Origin of the sequence: Pseudoflavonifractor capillosus, assembly GCF_016899775.1 — a bacterium.
Lineage (GTDB): Bacteria > Bacillota > Clostridia > Oscillospirales > Oscillospiraceae > Lawsonibacter.
Genome location: NZ_JACJJE010000015.1, coordinates 18968 through 33508 on the forward strand (window position 1 = coordinate 18968; position 14541 = coordinate 33508).

Annotated in this window: 12 protein-coding genes; 9 read left to right on the plus strand and 3 right to left on the minus strand. The window is 65.0% G+C overall.

Features of this window, described 5'->3' with window-relative positions; all coding sequences use genetic code 11:
- Positions 1-286: 286 nt before the first annotated feature.
- The 3 genes from H6B31_RS06590 to H6B31_RS06600 are packed head-to-tail and all read left to right on the plus strand — an operon-like array spanning position 287 to position 2969.
- Positions 287-1657, plus strand: a complete 1371-nt coding sequence (locus H6B31_RS06590) for an MATE family efflux transporter (RefSeq protein ID WP_346014044.1) — start codon at positions 287-289, stop codon at positions 1655-1657.
- 40 nt (positions 1658-1697) lie between these two features.
- Positions 1698-2522: a histidinol-phosphatase gene (locus tag H6B31_RS06595; RefSeq protein WP_204897826.1), complete on the plus strand. Its 825-nt coding sequence runs from the start codon at positions 1698-1700 to the stop codon at positions 2520-2522.
- 15 nt (positions 2523-2537) lie between these two features.
- The gene (locus tag H6B31_RS06600; protein ID WP_204897827.1) at positions 2538-2969 is read left to right on the plus strand and encodes an HAD family hydrolase; all 432 of its coding nucleotides are present in this window, start codon (positions 2538-2540) and stop codon (positions 2967-2969) included.
- 50 nt (positions 2970-3019) lie between these two features.
- Here H6B31_RS06600 and H6B31_RS06605 read toward each other — a convergent pair whose 3' ends face one another.
- Positions 3020-3424 (minus strand): NifB/NifX family molybdenum-iron cluster-binding protein, encoded by a 405-nt coding sequence (locus H6B31_RS06605; protein ID WP_204897828.1) that lies wholly within the window; start codon positions 3422-3424, stop codon positions 3020-3022.
- Between the two features lie 136 nt (positions 3425-3560).
- Here H6B31_RS06605 and H6B31_RS06610 point away from each other — a divergent pair, with 136 nt between their 5' ends.
- From H6B31_RS06610 to yajC, 6 genes are all read left to right on the plus strand, one after another.
- Positions 3561-4694 carry a DUF4317 domain-containing protein gene (locus H6B31_RS06610; protein WP_204897829.1) on the plus strand — a complete coding sequence of 378 codons (1134 nt, stop codon included), beginning with the start codon at positions 3561-3563 and terminating at the stop codon, positions 4692-4694.
- Positions 4695-4845: 151 nt separating this feature from the next.
- Positions 4846-6321 carry a cobyric acid synthase gene (locus H6B31_RS06615; protein ID WP_204897830.1) on the plus strand — a complete coding sequence of 492 codons (1476 nt, stop codon included), beginning with the start codon at positions 4846-4848 and terminating at the stop codon, positions 6319-6321.
- Complete coding sequence (locus H6B31_RS06620; RefSeq protein WP_204897831.1) at positions 6318-9371, plus strand: tetratricopeptide repeat protein; 3054 nt, start codon at positions 6318-6320, stop codon at positions 9369-9371. The genes H6B31_RS06615 and H6B31_RS06620 overlap by 4 nt, the downstream gene beginning before the upstream one ends.
- A gap of 58 nt (positions 9372-9429) precedes the next feature.
- The gene (locus H6B31_RS06625; RefSeq protein ID WP_204897832.1) at positions 9430-9681 is read left to right on the plus strand and encodes a TfoX/Sxy family protein; all 252 of its coding nucleotides are present in this window, start codon (positions 9430-9432) and stop codon (positions 9679-9681) included.
- A 10-nt stretch (positions 9682-9691) separates the two neighbouring features.
- Positions 9692-10834, plus strand: coding sequence for a tRNA guanosine(34) transglycosylase Tgt (gene tgt, locus H6B31_RS06630; RefSeq protein ID WP_204897833.1), 1143 nt, complete (start codon positions 9692-9694; stop codon positions 10832-10834).
- 92 nt (positions 10835-10926) lie between these two features.
- Positions 10927-11202 carry a preprotein translocase subunit YajC gene (gene yajC, locus H6B31_RS06635; RefSeq protein ID WP_087291372.1) on the plus strand — a complete coding sequence of 92 codons (276 nt, stop codon included), beginning with the start codon at positions 10927-10929 and terminating at the stop codon, positions 11200-11202.
- Between the two features lie 102 nt (positions 11203-11304).
- On the opposite strand, the gene rpoD is transcribed toward yajC, so the two are convergent.
- Positions 11305-12651, minus strand: coding sequence for an RNA polymerase sigma factor RpoD (rpoD, locus tag H6B31_RS06640; protein WP_242972819.1), 1347 nt, complete (start codon positions 12649-12651; stop codon positions 11305-11307).
- A complete protein-coding gene (gene dnaG / locus H6B31_RS06645) occupies positions 12648-14414 on the minus strand; it encodes a DNA primase (RefSeq protein ID WP_204897834.1) in 1767 nt (588 codons plus the stop codon). Before dnaG ends, rpoD begins: the two co-directional genes overlap by 4 nt.
- Positions 14415-14541 lie beyond the last annotated feature (127 nt).

Sequence of the window (14541 nt, forward strand, 5' to 3'; positions counted from 1 at the left end):
CAATACGTTCTCAATGCAGCCCGCCGCGAAGCATCTGTTTTGCGGCGGCTGTTTTTATTTTTGACCAAGTGAATTGTCAAACTAAGTGCAACAGGAATTGAGTTCAAAGTCCCATAATTCCTGTGCGGAATGGGAATCCAAAACTTTGCGAGGCCTGGCGTTAATTAACGCCAGGTTGCGTTTTAGAGCGGCGGACGATGAAATGTCCCCGCAAGAATACATCTTGCCCAACGGCGGAAAAAGGGTGTACAATATACCATCAAGGTACACCAGAGGAGGCGGGCCGGTGGCGCAGCAGACAAACGACTTTTCCCAGGGGAGCATCCCCAAAAACATTCTGGCACTGGCCCTCCCCATGACGTTGGCCCAGCTCATCAACGTGCTGTACAGCGTGGTGGACCGCATCTATCTGGGGCTGCTGCCCGGCCACCTGGCCCTCACCGGGCTGGGACTGACAGTGCCGGTGATCTCCATTATCATGGGCTTTGCCAATCTGTGCGGCACCGGCGGCGCGCCGCTGAGCTCCATGGAGCGGGGACGGGGAAACCGAGAGGAAGCGGAGCGGGTCATGGGAAACGCCTTTACCCTGCTTCTGATCTTCGGCGCAGCGGTCACCGCCCTGTTTCTGGTCATCAAGCGGCCCATGCTCTATCTGTTCGGGGCCAGCGACGCCACCTACCCCTACGCCGACGCCTATATGACCATCTACCTGATGGGCACCCTCTTTGTGATGATCGGCCTGGGGATGAACCCCTTCATCAACGCCCAGGGGTTTGGAAAGGTGGGCATGATGACGGTGGGGCTGGGGGCGGTTGTGAACATCGTCCTGGACCCGGTATTTATCTTTCTCTTTGACATGGGCATCCAGGGGGCGGCCCTGGCCACAGTGATCGCTCAGGGGTGCTCGGCGGTGTGGGTGATGAAATTTCTCACCGGGAGAAGGGCCATCCTCCGCCTGCGGCTGGAGTATTTGCGGCTCAGTGCCGCCCGGGTGCGGAAGATCATCGCCCTGGGCCTGTCCGGCTTCTTTATGAACCTGACCAACAGCCTGGTGCAGATCGTGTGCAACGCCACCCTCCAGAGCTATGGCGGGGACCTGTACGTGGGGGTTATGACCATCATCAACTCCCTGCGGGAGGTCTTTACCATGCCCATCCAGGGCCTGTCCAACGGCTCTCAGCCGGTGACCAGCTATAACTATGGGGCGGGCCAGTACAGCCGGGTGTGCGCCTCCATCCGGTTCACCATGGGGGTGGCGGTGGCCTGCACCGCCGTATTCTGGGCGGCGGCCATGCTGTTCCCCGGCCCCCTCATCCAGATCTTCAGCCGGGAGCCGGATGTGGTGGCGACGGGCATCCCCGCCCTGCGCATCTACTTCTGTATGTTCATTCCCATGTCCCTCCAGATGGCCAGCCAGGGCATCGTGGTCAGCCTGGGCCGCTCCAAGCAGGCAGTGTTCTTCTCCCTGCTGCGCAAGGCCATCATCAACGCCCCGCTGACGGTGATCCTGCCCATCTGGATGGGGACCACCGGGGTGTTCACCGCCGAGGCGGTGTCCCAGCTTTTGGGCGGGTTGGCCAGCAGCATCACCATGTATTTCACGGTCTACCGCCCCTACCGCCACCGGCCGGACAAGCTTCGGGAGGCGGCCCCATGAGCAGGGGAGGAGACGTTCTGATCAAAATAGAAAAGGAGCGATGACCATGTGGCAGGGCGATTATCACACCCACTCCACGCTGGATGACGGAAAGAGCACGCTGGAGGAGATGGCGGCGGCGGCCCACGCTCTGGGCCTGCCCCGGTTCGGCTTCTCCGGCCACAGCTGGTGCCCCTGGGAGGCGGATTACTGCATCCCAAAGGACCGGATAGAGGAGTATCTGAGCACAGCCCAGGCCCTCCGGAACCGGTACGCTGGGGAAATGGAGATCTTCCTGGGGCTGGAGCTGGATTTTTACGGAGAGCGGCCCCAGGGATTAGATTATGTAATCGGTTCGGTCCACGGCCTGATGCAGGACGGGCGCTTCTACGCCGTGGACGAGAGCCCGGAGGTCACCCGCCGGGCGGTGGAGGAGGGCTTCGGTGGGGACTGGTACCGGTACACCGACGCCTACTTCGACCTGGTGGCCCAGCTGCCCGAGAAGACCGGCTGCGACTGGATCGGCCACTTTGATCTGGTGAGCAAGTTCAACCAGCAGGATCCCCAGTTCGATGAGGAGAGCCCCCGGTATCTGCGCCGGGCTCTGGAGGTGCTGGAGCATCTGGCCCGGCAGGGGCAGTGCCTGGAGGTGAACACCGGGGCCATCACCCGGGGGTACCGGAGTGTGCCCTACCCCGCGGAACCGCTGCTCCGCCGCTGGAGGGAGCTGGGGGGAGAGATCATCCTCAACTCGGACGCCCACCACGTCTCCCACCTGTGCGCCGGTTTCCGGGAGGCGGAAAAACTTGTGAAGGAACTAGGCTTTACATATGTTAATATTTGGACCAGGGACGGGCTCCGGCCGGCGCCCCTCTCCCAGGGATAAGGAGGTGTGCCGCCCATGCGGCTACAAGGCGCGATTTTTGATTTTCACGGGACGATCTTGGATGACAAGGGGAATCCTTTGCCGGGCGTGGACCGGGTCCTCTCCATGATGAAGATGGAGGATGTGTGGATGTATCTGGTGTGCGACGGGGACCCGGCCCCGGTGCGCTCCGCCCTGGAGGGGGCCGGGCTGTGGGGCCGCTTCCGGGGGCTCATCTCGGCCGCCGAGCACGGGGGAGACCCCCTGGACCCGGAGCTGTACGAGAAGACGGTGCGCCGCCTGCGCACCGCCAAGCAGGCCACTCTGGTGTTTACCGCCCGGGAGGAGCTGCTGGAGGTGCTGAAGAAAAACGGCTTCTTTGTGGCCCTGGTGGGGGAGGGGCACTCCCCGGAGGCGGCCGCTCTGGCCGACGAGACTATTCTCGATTACGAGTCCTTGATTCAATAAAAACAGGGGACCCCGCCGGAACAACCGGCGGGGTCCCCACTTGCATGTGCTCACTGGTTTCCGGTGCAGCCGTGCTTGTCCTCGCCGCAGGAGCCGCTGCGGCACTGGTGACCCTCCTCGTGGTGGTGGGCGCACTGGGTGTCCGGGTCGTAGGAGAGCGTCCCCTTCAGCAGGGCCTCCACGCTCTCGTCCGCCCCGCCGGACACGCCGGGGTAGAGCTGGATGCCGGCCTCCGCCAGGGCGGTGCGGGCCCCGGCGCCGATGCCGCCGCAGATCAGGGTGTCCACCCCGTGGCTCTGGAGGAAGCCCGCCAGGGCGCCGTGGCCGCTGCCCACCGCGCTGACCACCTGGGAGGAGGTCACCGCGCCGTCCGCCGCGTCGTACAGCTTGAATTGCTCACAGTGGCCGAAGTGCTGAAACACCTGGCCGTTTTCATAGGTTACCGCGATTTTCATGGAACACACCTCGCATGTTATAGTACCTATATTGTACGCCGATTTTGGGAAAAAGCAAGCCGCCCCTCCGCTTGTAAAAGAGAAAACCCCTGTGTTATAATGGGATTCGGCAAACTGTGCAAGAGGGAGTAGAGACATGAACGAGAGAGAAGTTGCCGAGCTCCGCCGCCGCTTCCGTCAGGACCGCAGCGGCATTTCCCATGTGCGGGGCTGTTATGTGAACGAAAACCGGGAGATTGTCTCCCGGTTCGACCAGTCCCTGGGGGTGCTGACCCAGGAGGAGAACGAGAAGCTGCTCACCCTCCTCCGGCGCACCCTCACCGGGACCCTGGGCAAGAATTTATTGGATATCACCTTTGCCACCCAGCAGGTGGTCCACGGCGCGGAGCACAAGCGGCTGATGGATCTGCGCGCCTCGGAACTGAGGGACGAGGAGGCGGTGAGCGCCCTGTTCCAGGCGGTCATCCAGTCGGTCAGCCTGGAGGGAAACTACATGATCCTCCTGGCCCACGACGCCTACGACGTGCCCTACCGGGGCAAGGACGGGGAGGAGCAGGAGGACGCGTCCTCCGAGGTGTTCTCCTATCTGATCTGCGCCATCTGTCCGGTGAAGCTCACCAAGCCCGCCCTGAGCTACCGGGTCCAGGAGGGGGTCTTCTGCACCAAGACGGCGGACTGGGTGGTGGCCCCGCCCGCCCTGGGCTTCCTGTTCCCCGCCTTTGACGACCGCAGCGCCAATATCTACGACGCCCTCTACTACACCAAGGACATCCAGGACGTGCAGGAGGCTCTGGTGGCGTCGGTGTTCGGGGCGCCGGCCCCCATGCCCGCCGCCGCCCAGCAGGAGAGCTTCCGGGCGGTGCTGGGGGAAGCCCTGGAGGAGGACTGCTGCCTCCAGGTGGTCCAGGCAGTCCATGACCAGCTGTGCGGCCTGATGGAGGACCACAAGGAGAGCCGCGACCCGGAGCCCCTGACCATCGGAAAGGGGGAGGTGCGCCAGGCCCTGGCCGCCAACGGGGTGTCCCAGGCGCACATTCAGACCTTTGAGCAGCAGTACGACGAGGCCTTTGGGGCGGACGCCCAGCTCAGCCCCCGGAATCTGGTGGACCCCAAGAAGATCGAGGTGAAAACCGCCGACGTGACCATCAAGGTCAGCCCTGACCGGGGCGATCTCATCGAGACCCGGATTCTGAACGGGGTGAAGTACATCCTGGTCCGAGTGGAGGAGGGCGTGGAGGTCAACGGCGTGCCGGTACAGATTACGGAGTGAGTGGATGCGGGCGTTTCGCCGCCTGACCGATTCCAGTTAAGGCCGCTCCAGGCGGAGAAAGGCCTGGAGCAAACGCGAAGCTCCGACGCAACATAGCGCGCGGCGGGAAGCAGACGCCGGGAAACAGAACCAAGAGAAAGAAGGGAACCTTATGCCAGCCAAAGCCATTATGATCCAGGGCACCATGTCCAACGCGGGGAAGAGCGTCCTCACCGCCGGCCTGTGCCGGATTTTCAAGCAGGACGGCTACTCCGTGGCCCCCTTCAAGAGCCAGAACATGGCCCTGAACAGCTTCATCACCAAGGAGGGCCTGGAGATGGGCCGGGCCCAGGTGATGCAGGCGGAGGCCGCCGGGGTGGAGCCCTCGGTGCGCATGAACCCCATTCTCTTGAAGCCCAACAGCGACACGGGCAGCCAGGTGATCGTCAACGGCGAGGTGCTGGGGGACATGCGGGCGGCGGACTACTTCCGCTATAAGAAGCGGCTCATCCCCCAGATCATGGAGGCCTACCGCTCTCTGGCGGCGGAGCACGACATCATCGTTCTGGAGGGGGCGGGCAGCCCGGCGGAGATCAACCTGAAGTCCGACGACATTGTAAACATGGGCATGGCCAAGCTAGCCGGGGCTCCGGTGCTGCTGGCGGGGGACATCGACCGTGGGGGCGTGTTCGCCTCTCTGTACGGTACGGTGGCCCTGCTGGAGCCGGAGGAGCGTTCCATGGTCAAGGGGACCATCATCAACAAATTCCGGGGGGACGTGGAGATTTTAAGACCGGGCCTGGCCCAGCTGGAGGCGCTCACAAGCGTTCCGGTGCTGGGGGTGGTCCCCTGGCTGGACCTGGACCTGGACGACGAGGACAGCCTGTCCTCCCGGTTCTCCGCCCGGCGGGCGGGGGCCCCTCTGGACGCGGCGGTGGTCCGGCTGCCCCGCATCTCCAACTTTACCGACTTCAACGCCCTGGAGCGCCACCCGGCGGTGGGACTGCGGTACGTCGCCCGGGCAGAGGAGCTGGGACGGCCCGACTTGGTACTCCTCCCGGGTACCAAGAGCACGATGGCCGATCTGGCCTGGCTGCGCCAGAGCGGCCTGGAGGCGGCCATTCAGAAGCTGGCCGCCGGGGGTACGCCGGTCATCGGCATCTGCGGGGGCTATCAGATGCTGGGGGAGAGCCTGTCCGACCCGGAGGGGGCGGAGGGGGGCGGCCAGATGGCGGGGATGGGCCTGCTGCCCGTCTCCACCGTTTTCCGGCGGGACAAGACCCGCACCCAGACTGCCGGGACCTTCCCGAACTGTGGGGGCTTTTTTGCCCCCCTGTCCGGCGCGCCACTGGAGGGGTACGAGATTCACATGGGGACCGGCGGCGGGCTGTTTTCTATCCGGGACCGGGTACTGGGCACCTACCTCCACGGGCTGTTTGATTCCCCCGCCCTGCTCCAGAGGCTGACCGCCCTGCTGCTGAGGGAGAAGGGGCTGCCGGAGGACGCGGCGGGGGAGCCGGAGGACATTTGGACCTATAAGCAGCGGCAGTATGACAAGCTGGCCGCCGCGCTGCGGGAGAGCCTGGATCTGCCGGCCATCTACCGCATTCTGGACCGGGGACTGGAGAAAGGGGGCGCTGCCCGATGATTTATCACTGTGTGAAAGATGACTGCCGCTTCTGGGGGGAGGGGGACGCCGTGCCCCAGCGCTGCCCTCAGTGCGGCGCGCCCCTGGTCCAGGCGAAGGAGGACGAGCTCACCGGAGACGCCTGGTCGGCCCTGGGGGTGTTCTGGGTGGAGCAGGACGGCCACGAGGCGCGGGCGCTGGAGTGCTTCCGGAAGTCCGCCCAGATGGGCAGCGGCTGGGGCACCTGCAACCTGGGGCTGTGCATGGAGCAGGGGATCGGCGTGAAGGCCGATCCTCGCCAGGCCGTTTGGCTCTACCAGCAGGCGGTGGAGATGGGCAGCCTGTCCGCCCTGTGCAATCTGGGTGTGTGCTATGAGGACGGTATCGGAACCGCTCCAGACCCCAAGCAGGCGGTGGAGCACTACCGCCGGGCGGCCGATTACGGCTCCGCCCGTGCCCAGCGGCTGCTCTCCCACTGCTATGAGCAGGGTATTGGGGTGGAGCGAGACCTGGAGCAGGGCTTCCGGTGGGTACGGATGGCCGCCCTCCAGGGCGACCCCCTGAGCCAGACGATTTTAGGCAAGCACTATGAGTTTGGGGTAGGAGTGGACCCGGACCCGGAGCTGGCGGTGGCCTGGTACCGGACGGCCGCCCAGGCGGGGGACCCGGAGGGGCAGTGCTGCCTGGGCTGGCTTATGGAGCAGGGCAAGTGGGTGGAAGCGGACCCGGAGGGAGCGGTGGAGCTCTACCGAGAGGCCTGCCGGCAGGGGTCCGCCCGGGGGCTTCTGCTGCTGGCCGACTGTCTGATGCGGGGCATCGGGACCCAGCCCGACCCGGAGAAGGCCGTCCAGTGCTACCAGGAGGGGGCACGGAACGGAGACGGGAGCGCCATGTGCTGTCTGGGCTTCTGCTATGAGCGGGGGACCGGCGTGGAGCAGAGCTGGGAACAGGCCGCCCGCTGGTACCGCCAGGGGGCGGAGCACGGCAGCGGCCGGGCCATGGGCAATCTGGCCTGGTGCTATGACAACGGCAAGGGCGTGGAGCAGGACGTGGAGGAGTCCACCCGCTGGTACAAGCGGGGGGCGGAGGCGGGCGACGCGCGCTCCATGTACTGCTACGCTTTCTGCTGTGAGTACGGGGACGGCATGGAGCCCGACATGGAGCAGGCCCTCCACTGGTACCGCCGGGCGGCGGAGGAGGACAACCCGGAGGCCATGTACCGCCTGGGCCGCTGTTATGAGCGGGGCCAGGGGGTGGAACAGGACTGGGAGCAGGCCGCCGCCTGGTACCAAAAGGCAGCGGAGGACGGCAGTCTGGCCGGGATGGGCAGCCTGGCCTGGTGCTATGAGCACGGCAGAGGGGTGGAGAAAAACCTGGAGGAGTCCACCCGCTGGTTCAGACAGGGGGCGGAGGGGGGCAGCCCCCGGTGCATGTGCGACTACGGACTGCACCTGCTCCACGGTGTGGGCGCGGAGCGCCGGCCGGAGGAGGGCGTGGAATGGCTCCTTCAGGCGGAGGAACAGGAGTACCCCTACGCCATCTTCGCCCTGGGCTGGTGCAGCGAGATGGGCGAGGGCCTGCCCCAGGACTGGGGGAAGGCGGTGGAGCGGTATCAGAGAGCCGCTGACTTGGGTGAGACCGCCGCCATGAAAAACCTAGGGATCTGCTATGAGAACGGCGCCGGGGTGGCCAAGGACCCGGAGCGGGCGGTGGAGTGGTATGAGAAGGCCGCCCAGCTGGGGCACGCCTCCGCCATGTGCTGCCTGGGCTTCTGCTACAAAGACGGCGTGGGCGTCCCCAAGGACGAGGAAAAGGCGGCGGAGCTGTTCCAACAGGCCGCCGAGCAGGAGGACCCGGACGCCATGTGCACCCTGGGCTGGTGCTATGAGACGGGCTGCGGCGTGCCTCAGGACTGGGGACAGGCGGCGGAGTGGTATCGCAAGGCCGCCGGTGCGGGCAGCGGCCAGGCCATGGGTAACCTGGCCTGGTGCTATGAGCACGGGAAAGGGGTGGAGCTTGATCTGGACGAGGCCCGCCGGTGGTACCGGCGGGGGGCTGAGGCCGGGGACCAGCGCTCCGCCAGCCAGCTGGAACGCTGGCAATACCAGATCGGAACCCAGTTAGAGCCGGAGCGCGCCGCGGACCGTTGCCGCCAGGAGGCGGAGGGGGGAGACCCCGCCGCTATGCACCGGCTGGCCCTGCGCTATGAGACCGGGGACGGCGTGCCCCAGGACTGGTCCCAGGCAGTCCACTGGCACCGCCTGGCCGCCGGGCGGGGATATGCCGCCGCCATGAGCAGCCTGGCCTGGTGCCTGGAGCAGGGAAAAGGCGCGGACAGAAGCCCGGAGCAGGCCGCCCGCTGGTATCAGAAGGGGGCCGAGGCCGGAGACCGACGGGCCATGGTCCGCTGGGCCCGGTGCTGCCAGGAGGGGAGTGGAACGGTCCAAAACCTGGAGGAGGCCGTCCGCTGGTACCGCTCCGCCGCCGAGGCGGGGGACGGAACCGCCATGTACTGCCTGGGCCGGTGCTATGAGACCGGCTCCGGCGTGAAAGCGGACGCAAAAGAGGCCCAGCACTGGTACTACAAGGGAATGAAAGCCGGGGACCGGCAGGCCATGCAGGCCTTTCTGAGGGACGGCCCGGAGGAAACGGCCGGGCTGGATGCCGGAGAGCTGGAAAACCTCCGGGAGGCGGCCCGGAGCGGAGACGTGGACGCCATGTACCGCATGGGCCTGCACTGTGAGGAAGGGACGGGGACACGCCCGGACCCGGAGCAGGCCCTGCATTGGTACCGGCAGGCGGCCGCCGGCGGGCACATCCCGGCCCTGTATCGTATGGGGCGGTGTTACGCCCAGGGAATCGGCGTGGCCAGAGACATGAGCCAGGCGGCGGAGATCTATCAGGCGGCCGCCCAGCGGGGGGACCCGGACGCCATGGTCAGCCTGGCCTGGTGCTATGAGCACGGAGAGGGGGTCCCCCAGGACAAGGCGGAGGCCGCCAAGTGGTACCAGCGGGGGGCCCAGGCCAAGGAGGCCAAAGAAAACGGGCGGAGCGGCCCCGCGCCCCGTTGACAGAACGGCCCCGGTCCGGTACAATATGCTCCGCGAAACACACAAGGAGGCGGCAGAGATGGAGCTGACAGACCTGCCCAACATCGGTCCGGTGCTGGCTGGAAATCTCAAAAAGATCGGGGTGGACACTCCGGAACAGCTGCGGGAGCTGGGGGCCGAGAGGGCTTTTCTGAAAATCCGCGGTCAGGTGGACCCGGGGGCCTGCCTCCACCAGCTGGAGGCCCTGGCCGGGGCGGAGGCGGGCGTGCGGAAAAGCCTGCTCCCGCCGGAGCGCAAGGCCCAGCTGAAGAGCTGGTATCAAACACTTTGAGGAGAATGTTATGTTTCAAGTGGTAAAAACGGAGGGCCGGGCCCGCCGGGGGGTATTTAGCTGCCCCCACGGCACGGTTCAGACCCCCGTCTTTATGAACGTGGGCACTCAGGGGGCCATCAAGGGGGCGGTGTCCGCTCTGGATTTGAAGGAGATCGGCTGCCAGGTGGAGCTGTCCAACACCTACCATCTGCACCTGCGCCCCGGGGACGGGGTGGTCAAGGAGATGGGGGGCCTGCACAAGTTTATGGGCTGGGACGGCCCCATGCTCACCGACAGCGGCGGGTTCCAGGTGTTCTCCCTGTCCGGCCTGCGGAAAATCACTGAGGAGGGGGTCACTTTCGCCTCCCACATCGACGGCCGACGCATCTTTATGGGGCCGGAGGAGTCCATGCGCATCCAGTCCAACCTGGGCAGCGACATCGCCATGGCCTTTGACGAGTGCATTGAGAACCCGGCCCCCCGGGAGTACGTCCAGCAGTCGGTGGAGCGCACCTACCGCTGGCTGGAGCGGTGCGTGGCCGAGCACCAGAGGCTCAACCAACAGCCAGACTGCGTGAACCCGGGCCAGATGCTCTTCGGCATCAACCAGGGGGGCACCTACCCGGACATCCGGCAGTGGCACATGGATCAGATCGCCCAGCTGCCCTGTGACGGCTTTGCCATCGGGGGTCTGGCAGTGGGGGAGTCCACCCAGACCATGTACGACATCATCGACGCGGTGGAGCCCCACATGCCCGGGGACAAGCCCCGGTACCTGATGGGGGTGGGCACCCCCTCCAACATCATCGAGGCGGTGGCCCGGGGGGTGGACTTCTTCGACTGCGTCATGCCTGCCCGGAACGCCCGCCACGGCAAGCTGTATACCTGGCGGGGGACCATCAACATCAAAAACGAGAAGTACAAGCTGGACCCCCTGCCCATCGACCCGGAGTGCCAGTGCCCCGCCTGCCGGTCCTTCTCCCGGGCCTACCTGCGCCACCTGGTGACGGCGGGGGAGATGCTGGCCATGCGCCTGGCGGTGCTGCACAACCTGCACTTCTATAACGAGCTGATGGCCCGCATCCGCAGGGCCCTGGACGAGGGGACCTTTGAGGAGTTCCGGAAAAAATATTCCGGCATGCTGGACCGAAAAATCGAGGACAACCAATAAAATTTCCAGAAGGGCTTGCCAACAGCCTGGAAAACAGGTATAATTACAAAAGCGCGTTTTTGCGGAATTTTTGACTTCTTGGAGGGACGAACATGGAAGTTTGGATTATGATCATTGCGATGTTCGCATTGATGTATTTCCTGATGATCCGCCCGGAGAACAAGCGGAAGAAAGAGGCCCAGAACATGCGGGACTCTCTGGCTGTGGGGGACGAGATCACCACCATTGGCGGCATCACCGGCACCATCTGCGCGGTGAAGGAGAACACCATCGTCATCGAGAGCGGCGCCGACCGGGTGCGCGTGGAGCTGACCAAGTGGGCGGTCTCCACCAAGAACGCCCAGGGTGCTGAGCCCGCCACCAAATAAAAAGGGCAAACCTAAAAAGAGCCGGAACAGAAGCCTCTGTTCTGGCTCTTTCTTTGTACAAGAAAATGGATGGCCGCCGTAGGCGGCCATCCATTTTTGTGGTTAGTTCAGGAAGTCCTTCAGCTTTTTGGAACGGGAAGGATGGCGCAGTTTTCTGAGAGCCTTGGCCTCGATCTGGCGGATGCGCTCACGGGTGACGTTGAATTCCTTGCCCACTTCCTCCAGGGTGCGGGTGCGGCCGTCCTCGATGCCGAAGCGCAGCTTGAGCACCTTTTCCTCCCGAGGGGTGAGGGTGGAGAGCACCTCCACCAGCTGCTCCTTGAGCAGGGTGAAGGAGGCGGCCTCGGCGGGCTCGGAGGCGTCCTCGTCGGGGATGAAGTCGCCCAGATGGCTGTCCTCCTCCTCGCCGATGGGGGTCTCCAGGGAGACGGGCTCCTGGGCGATTTTCAGAATCTCCCGCACCCGCTCCACGGGCATGGACATCTCCTCGGCGATCTCCTCGGGGGTGGGGTCGTGGCCCAGCTCCTGGAGGAGCTGACGGGAGACCCGGATGACCTTGTTGATGGTCTCCACCATGTGGACGGGGATACGGATGGTGCGGGCCTGGTCGGCGATGGCCCGGGTGATGGCCTGACGAATCCACCAGGTGGCGTAGGTGGAGAACTTATAGCCCTTGGTGTAGTCGAACTTCTCCACCGCCTTGATGAGCCCTAAGTTGCCCTCCTGGATCAGGTCCAGGAACTGCATGCCCCGGCCCACATACCGCTTGGCGATGGACACCACCAGACGCAGGTTGGCCTCGGCCAGGCGCTGCTTGGCCCGCTCGCCCTTTTTGATGGCCTTGTCCAGCTCGGCCTGGACCTCCGCGGGGATCTCCTCTCCGGCGGCCTGGAGCTCAGCGAGCTGCTCCTTGGCGGCGTTGCCCGCGTCCATGGCCTGGGCCAGCTCGATCTCCTCGTCAGAGGAGAGCAGGTTCACCTTGCCGATCTCCTTTAAATACATGCGCACCGGGTCGTCGGTGCCGAAGGAGTCCACCATGGAGTTGGGGTCCACGATCTCCTCCTCACTGATGTCCTCCATGGCCTCCAGAGGAGGGTCCGCGTCGTCGGGCAGGTCGGGGATGTAGTCCTCGCCCACCGTGTCGATGCCCAGGTTCTCCAGGGTGTCATAGATTTTATCCATCTGGTCGGACTCCAGATCCATGTCCTCCAGCACGTCCATCAGTTCCGAGGAGGAGAGGCTGCCCTTCTTCTTGCCCCGCTCGATGAGCTCGGCCAGCTTCTCAGAGCCGGGAACGCCCTCCACCACCTTCATGATCTCCGCCTTACCGGCCTCCAGCTTGGCCTGGATGTCCGGACTGGCTTTCTTGGTCTTTTTCTCCAGGATCATGGTCACGCCGTCGCGCTGGGTCATCTGGACGGGGGTCGTGTCTTTCTTTTTGGTACTCATGGTGTCTCCTCCATATATGCTTTCTTCTGAAAATTCTTTTGCTGTGCGGCCAGCAGCAGGTCGTCCCCGCTGACGCCGCTTCGTTTCAGCGCCTCTCCCCGGATGACCGCTATGTAATCCGCCAGGGAGCGGCGGCTGTTGGCCAGGGATTCGGGCTGCCCGGCCACATAGGCCAGGTGGTCCATCTCCTCGCCGGTGAGCTCCCCCGCCAATAGGGGAAGCTGGGTGGAGAGTCCGTCCCGGGCCCTCCGAAACAGCAGGGCATAGGCCTTGCCCAGCAGGGGGGAGGAGAAGTCCTCCTCCCGCAGCTGCTCCATGTCTCCCGCCAGAGAGGGGTCCAGCAGCAGCAGCCGGATCACGCCCTCCTCCGCCCGGGCGGAGCGGATGTTCTCGTACCGCAGCCCCCGCTGTTTGGGCTGGAGCTGGACGGCGGGGGTCAGGTCCCGGCGCTCCTGCTGCTTCTGCTGTTTGCGCACCCGGCGGGAGAAGGCCTTTTTGACCTCCTGGGCCATCACCTCCGGGGACACCCCCGCCGCCTGGGCGGCGTGTCCTCCGTAGATCTCCCGCTCCACCGGGCTGGACAGGGTGGACAGCAGCTGGGCCGCGTCCTGGAGGAAGGCCACCCGCTGGGCGTCGTCCTCCAGATTGTACTGGGCTCTCAGCTGGTCCAGGCGGTAGTCCACCTGGTTCTCGCTCTGGTCCAGCAGCCGGGCAAAGGCGTCCCGGCCGTAGGCCTTGATGAACTCGTCCGGGTCCTTGGCCCCGGTGACCCGCAGCACCCGTACTTTCAGCCCCGCCTTCTCCAGCAGGGGGATGGCCCGCTGGGCGGCAGCGATACCCGCGCCGTCTCCGTCGTAGGAGATGATGGCCTCGGGGAAGTACCGGGAGAGCAGCTGGGCGTGCTCCGAGGTGAGGGAGGTGCCCAGGGAGGCCACCGCGCTGTCAAACCCCGCCTGGTGCAGGGAGATGGTGTCCATATACCCCTCGGTGAGGATGACCCGCCCCGCCTTGGACTTTTTGGCGATGTTCAGGGCAAACACGTTGCGGCTCTTGTTGTACACCGGGGTGTCCGGGGAGTTCAGGTACTTGGGGGTGGAGTCGTCCATCACCCGGCCGCCGAAGCCGATGACCTCCCCCCGGATGTCAATGATGGGGAACATGACCCGGTTGCGGAACCGGTCGTAGATGCGGCCGTCCTTGTTGTTTACCGCCAGCCCCGCGTCCAGCAGGTCCCGCTTGTCGTACCCCTCCTGGGCCAGCGCCTCGATGAGGGCGTCCCACCGGTTGGGGGCAAACCCCAGGCCGAAGCGGGTGAGGGTCCGCTGGGACAGCCCCCGCTTTCGCAGGTAGGCCAGCCCCTGGGCCCCCTCCGGCTCATAGAGCCATTTGTGGAAGGTACGGGCGGCCTGCTTGTTGATGGCCAACAGCTTCTCCCGGCGGGCCCTGGCCCCGGCGGAGGGGCCGCCGGTGTCGGCGGGCATCTCCAGCCCCGCCCGCTTGGCCAGCACCTCCACCGCGTCCCGGAAGGGGAGGTTCTCCATCTCCATGACAAAGTTGATAGCCCCGCCCCCCTTGCCGCAGCCGAAGCACTTGAAAATCTGCTTGTCCGCCGACACGGAGAAGGAGGGGGTCTTTTCGCTGTGAAAGGGGCACAGGCCCCAGTAGTTGCGGCCCTTTTTCGTCAGCCGCACCGACTCGGACACCAGGTCCACAATGTCTGTCCGGGCGATGAGCTCGTCCAAGAATCGTTCTGGAATGGGCAAAAGACTTCCTCCTTTCCGGTTTATTTTGTTGGGGGTTCGCCGCCCTCATTTGGTTTTTCACCTGTAGGGCCCGATGCCCTCATCGGGCCGCTGGCTGGTTTTTGTGCCGGGGGATTTCGCCGCTTCA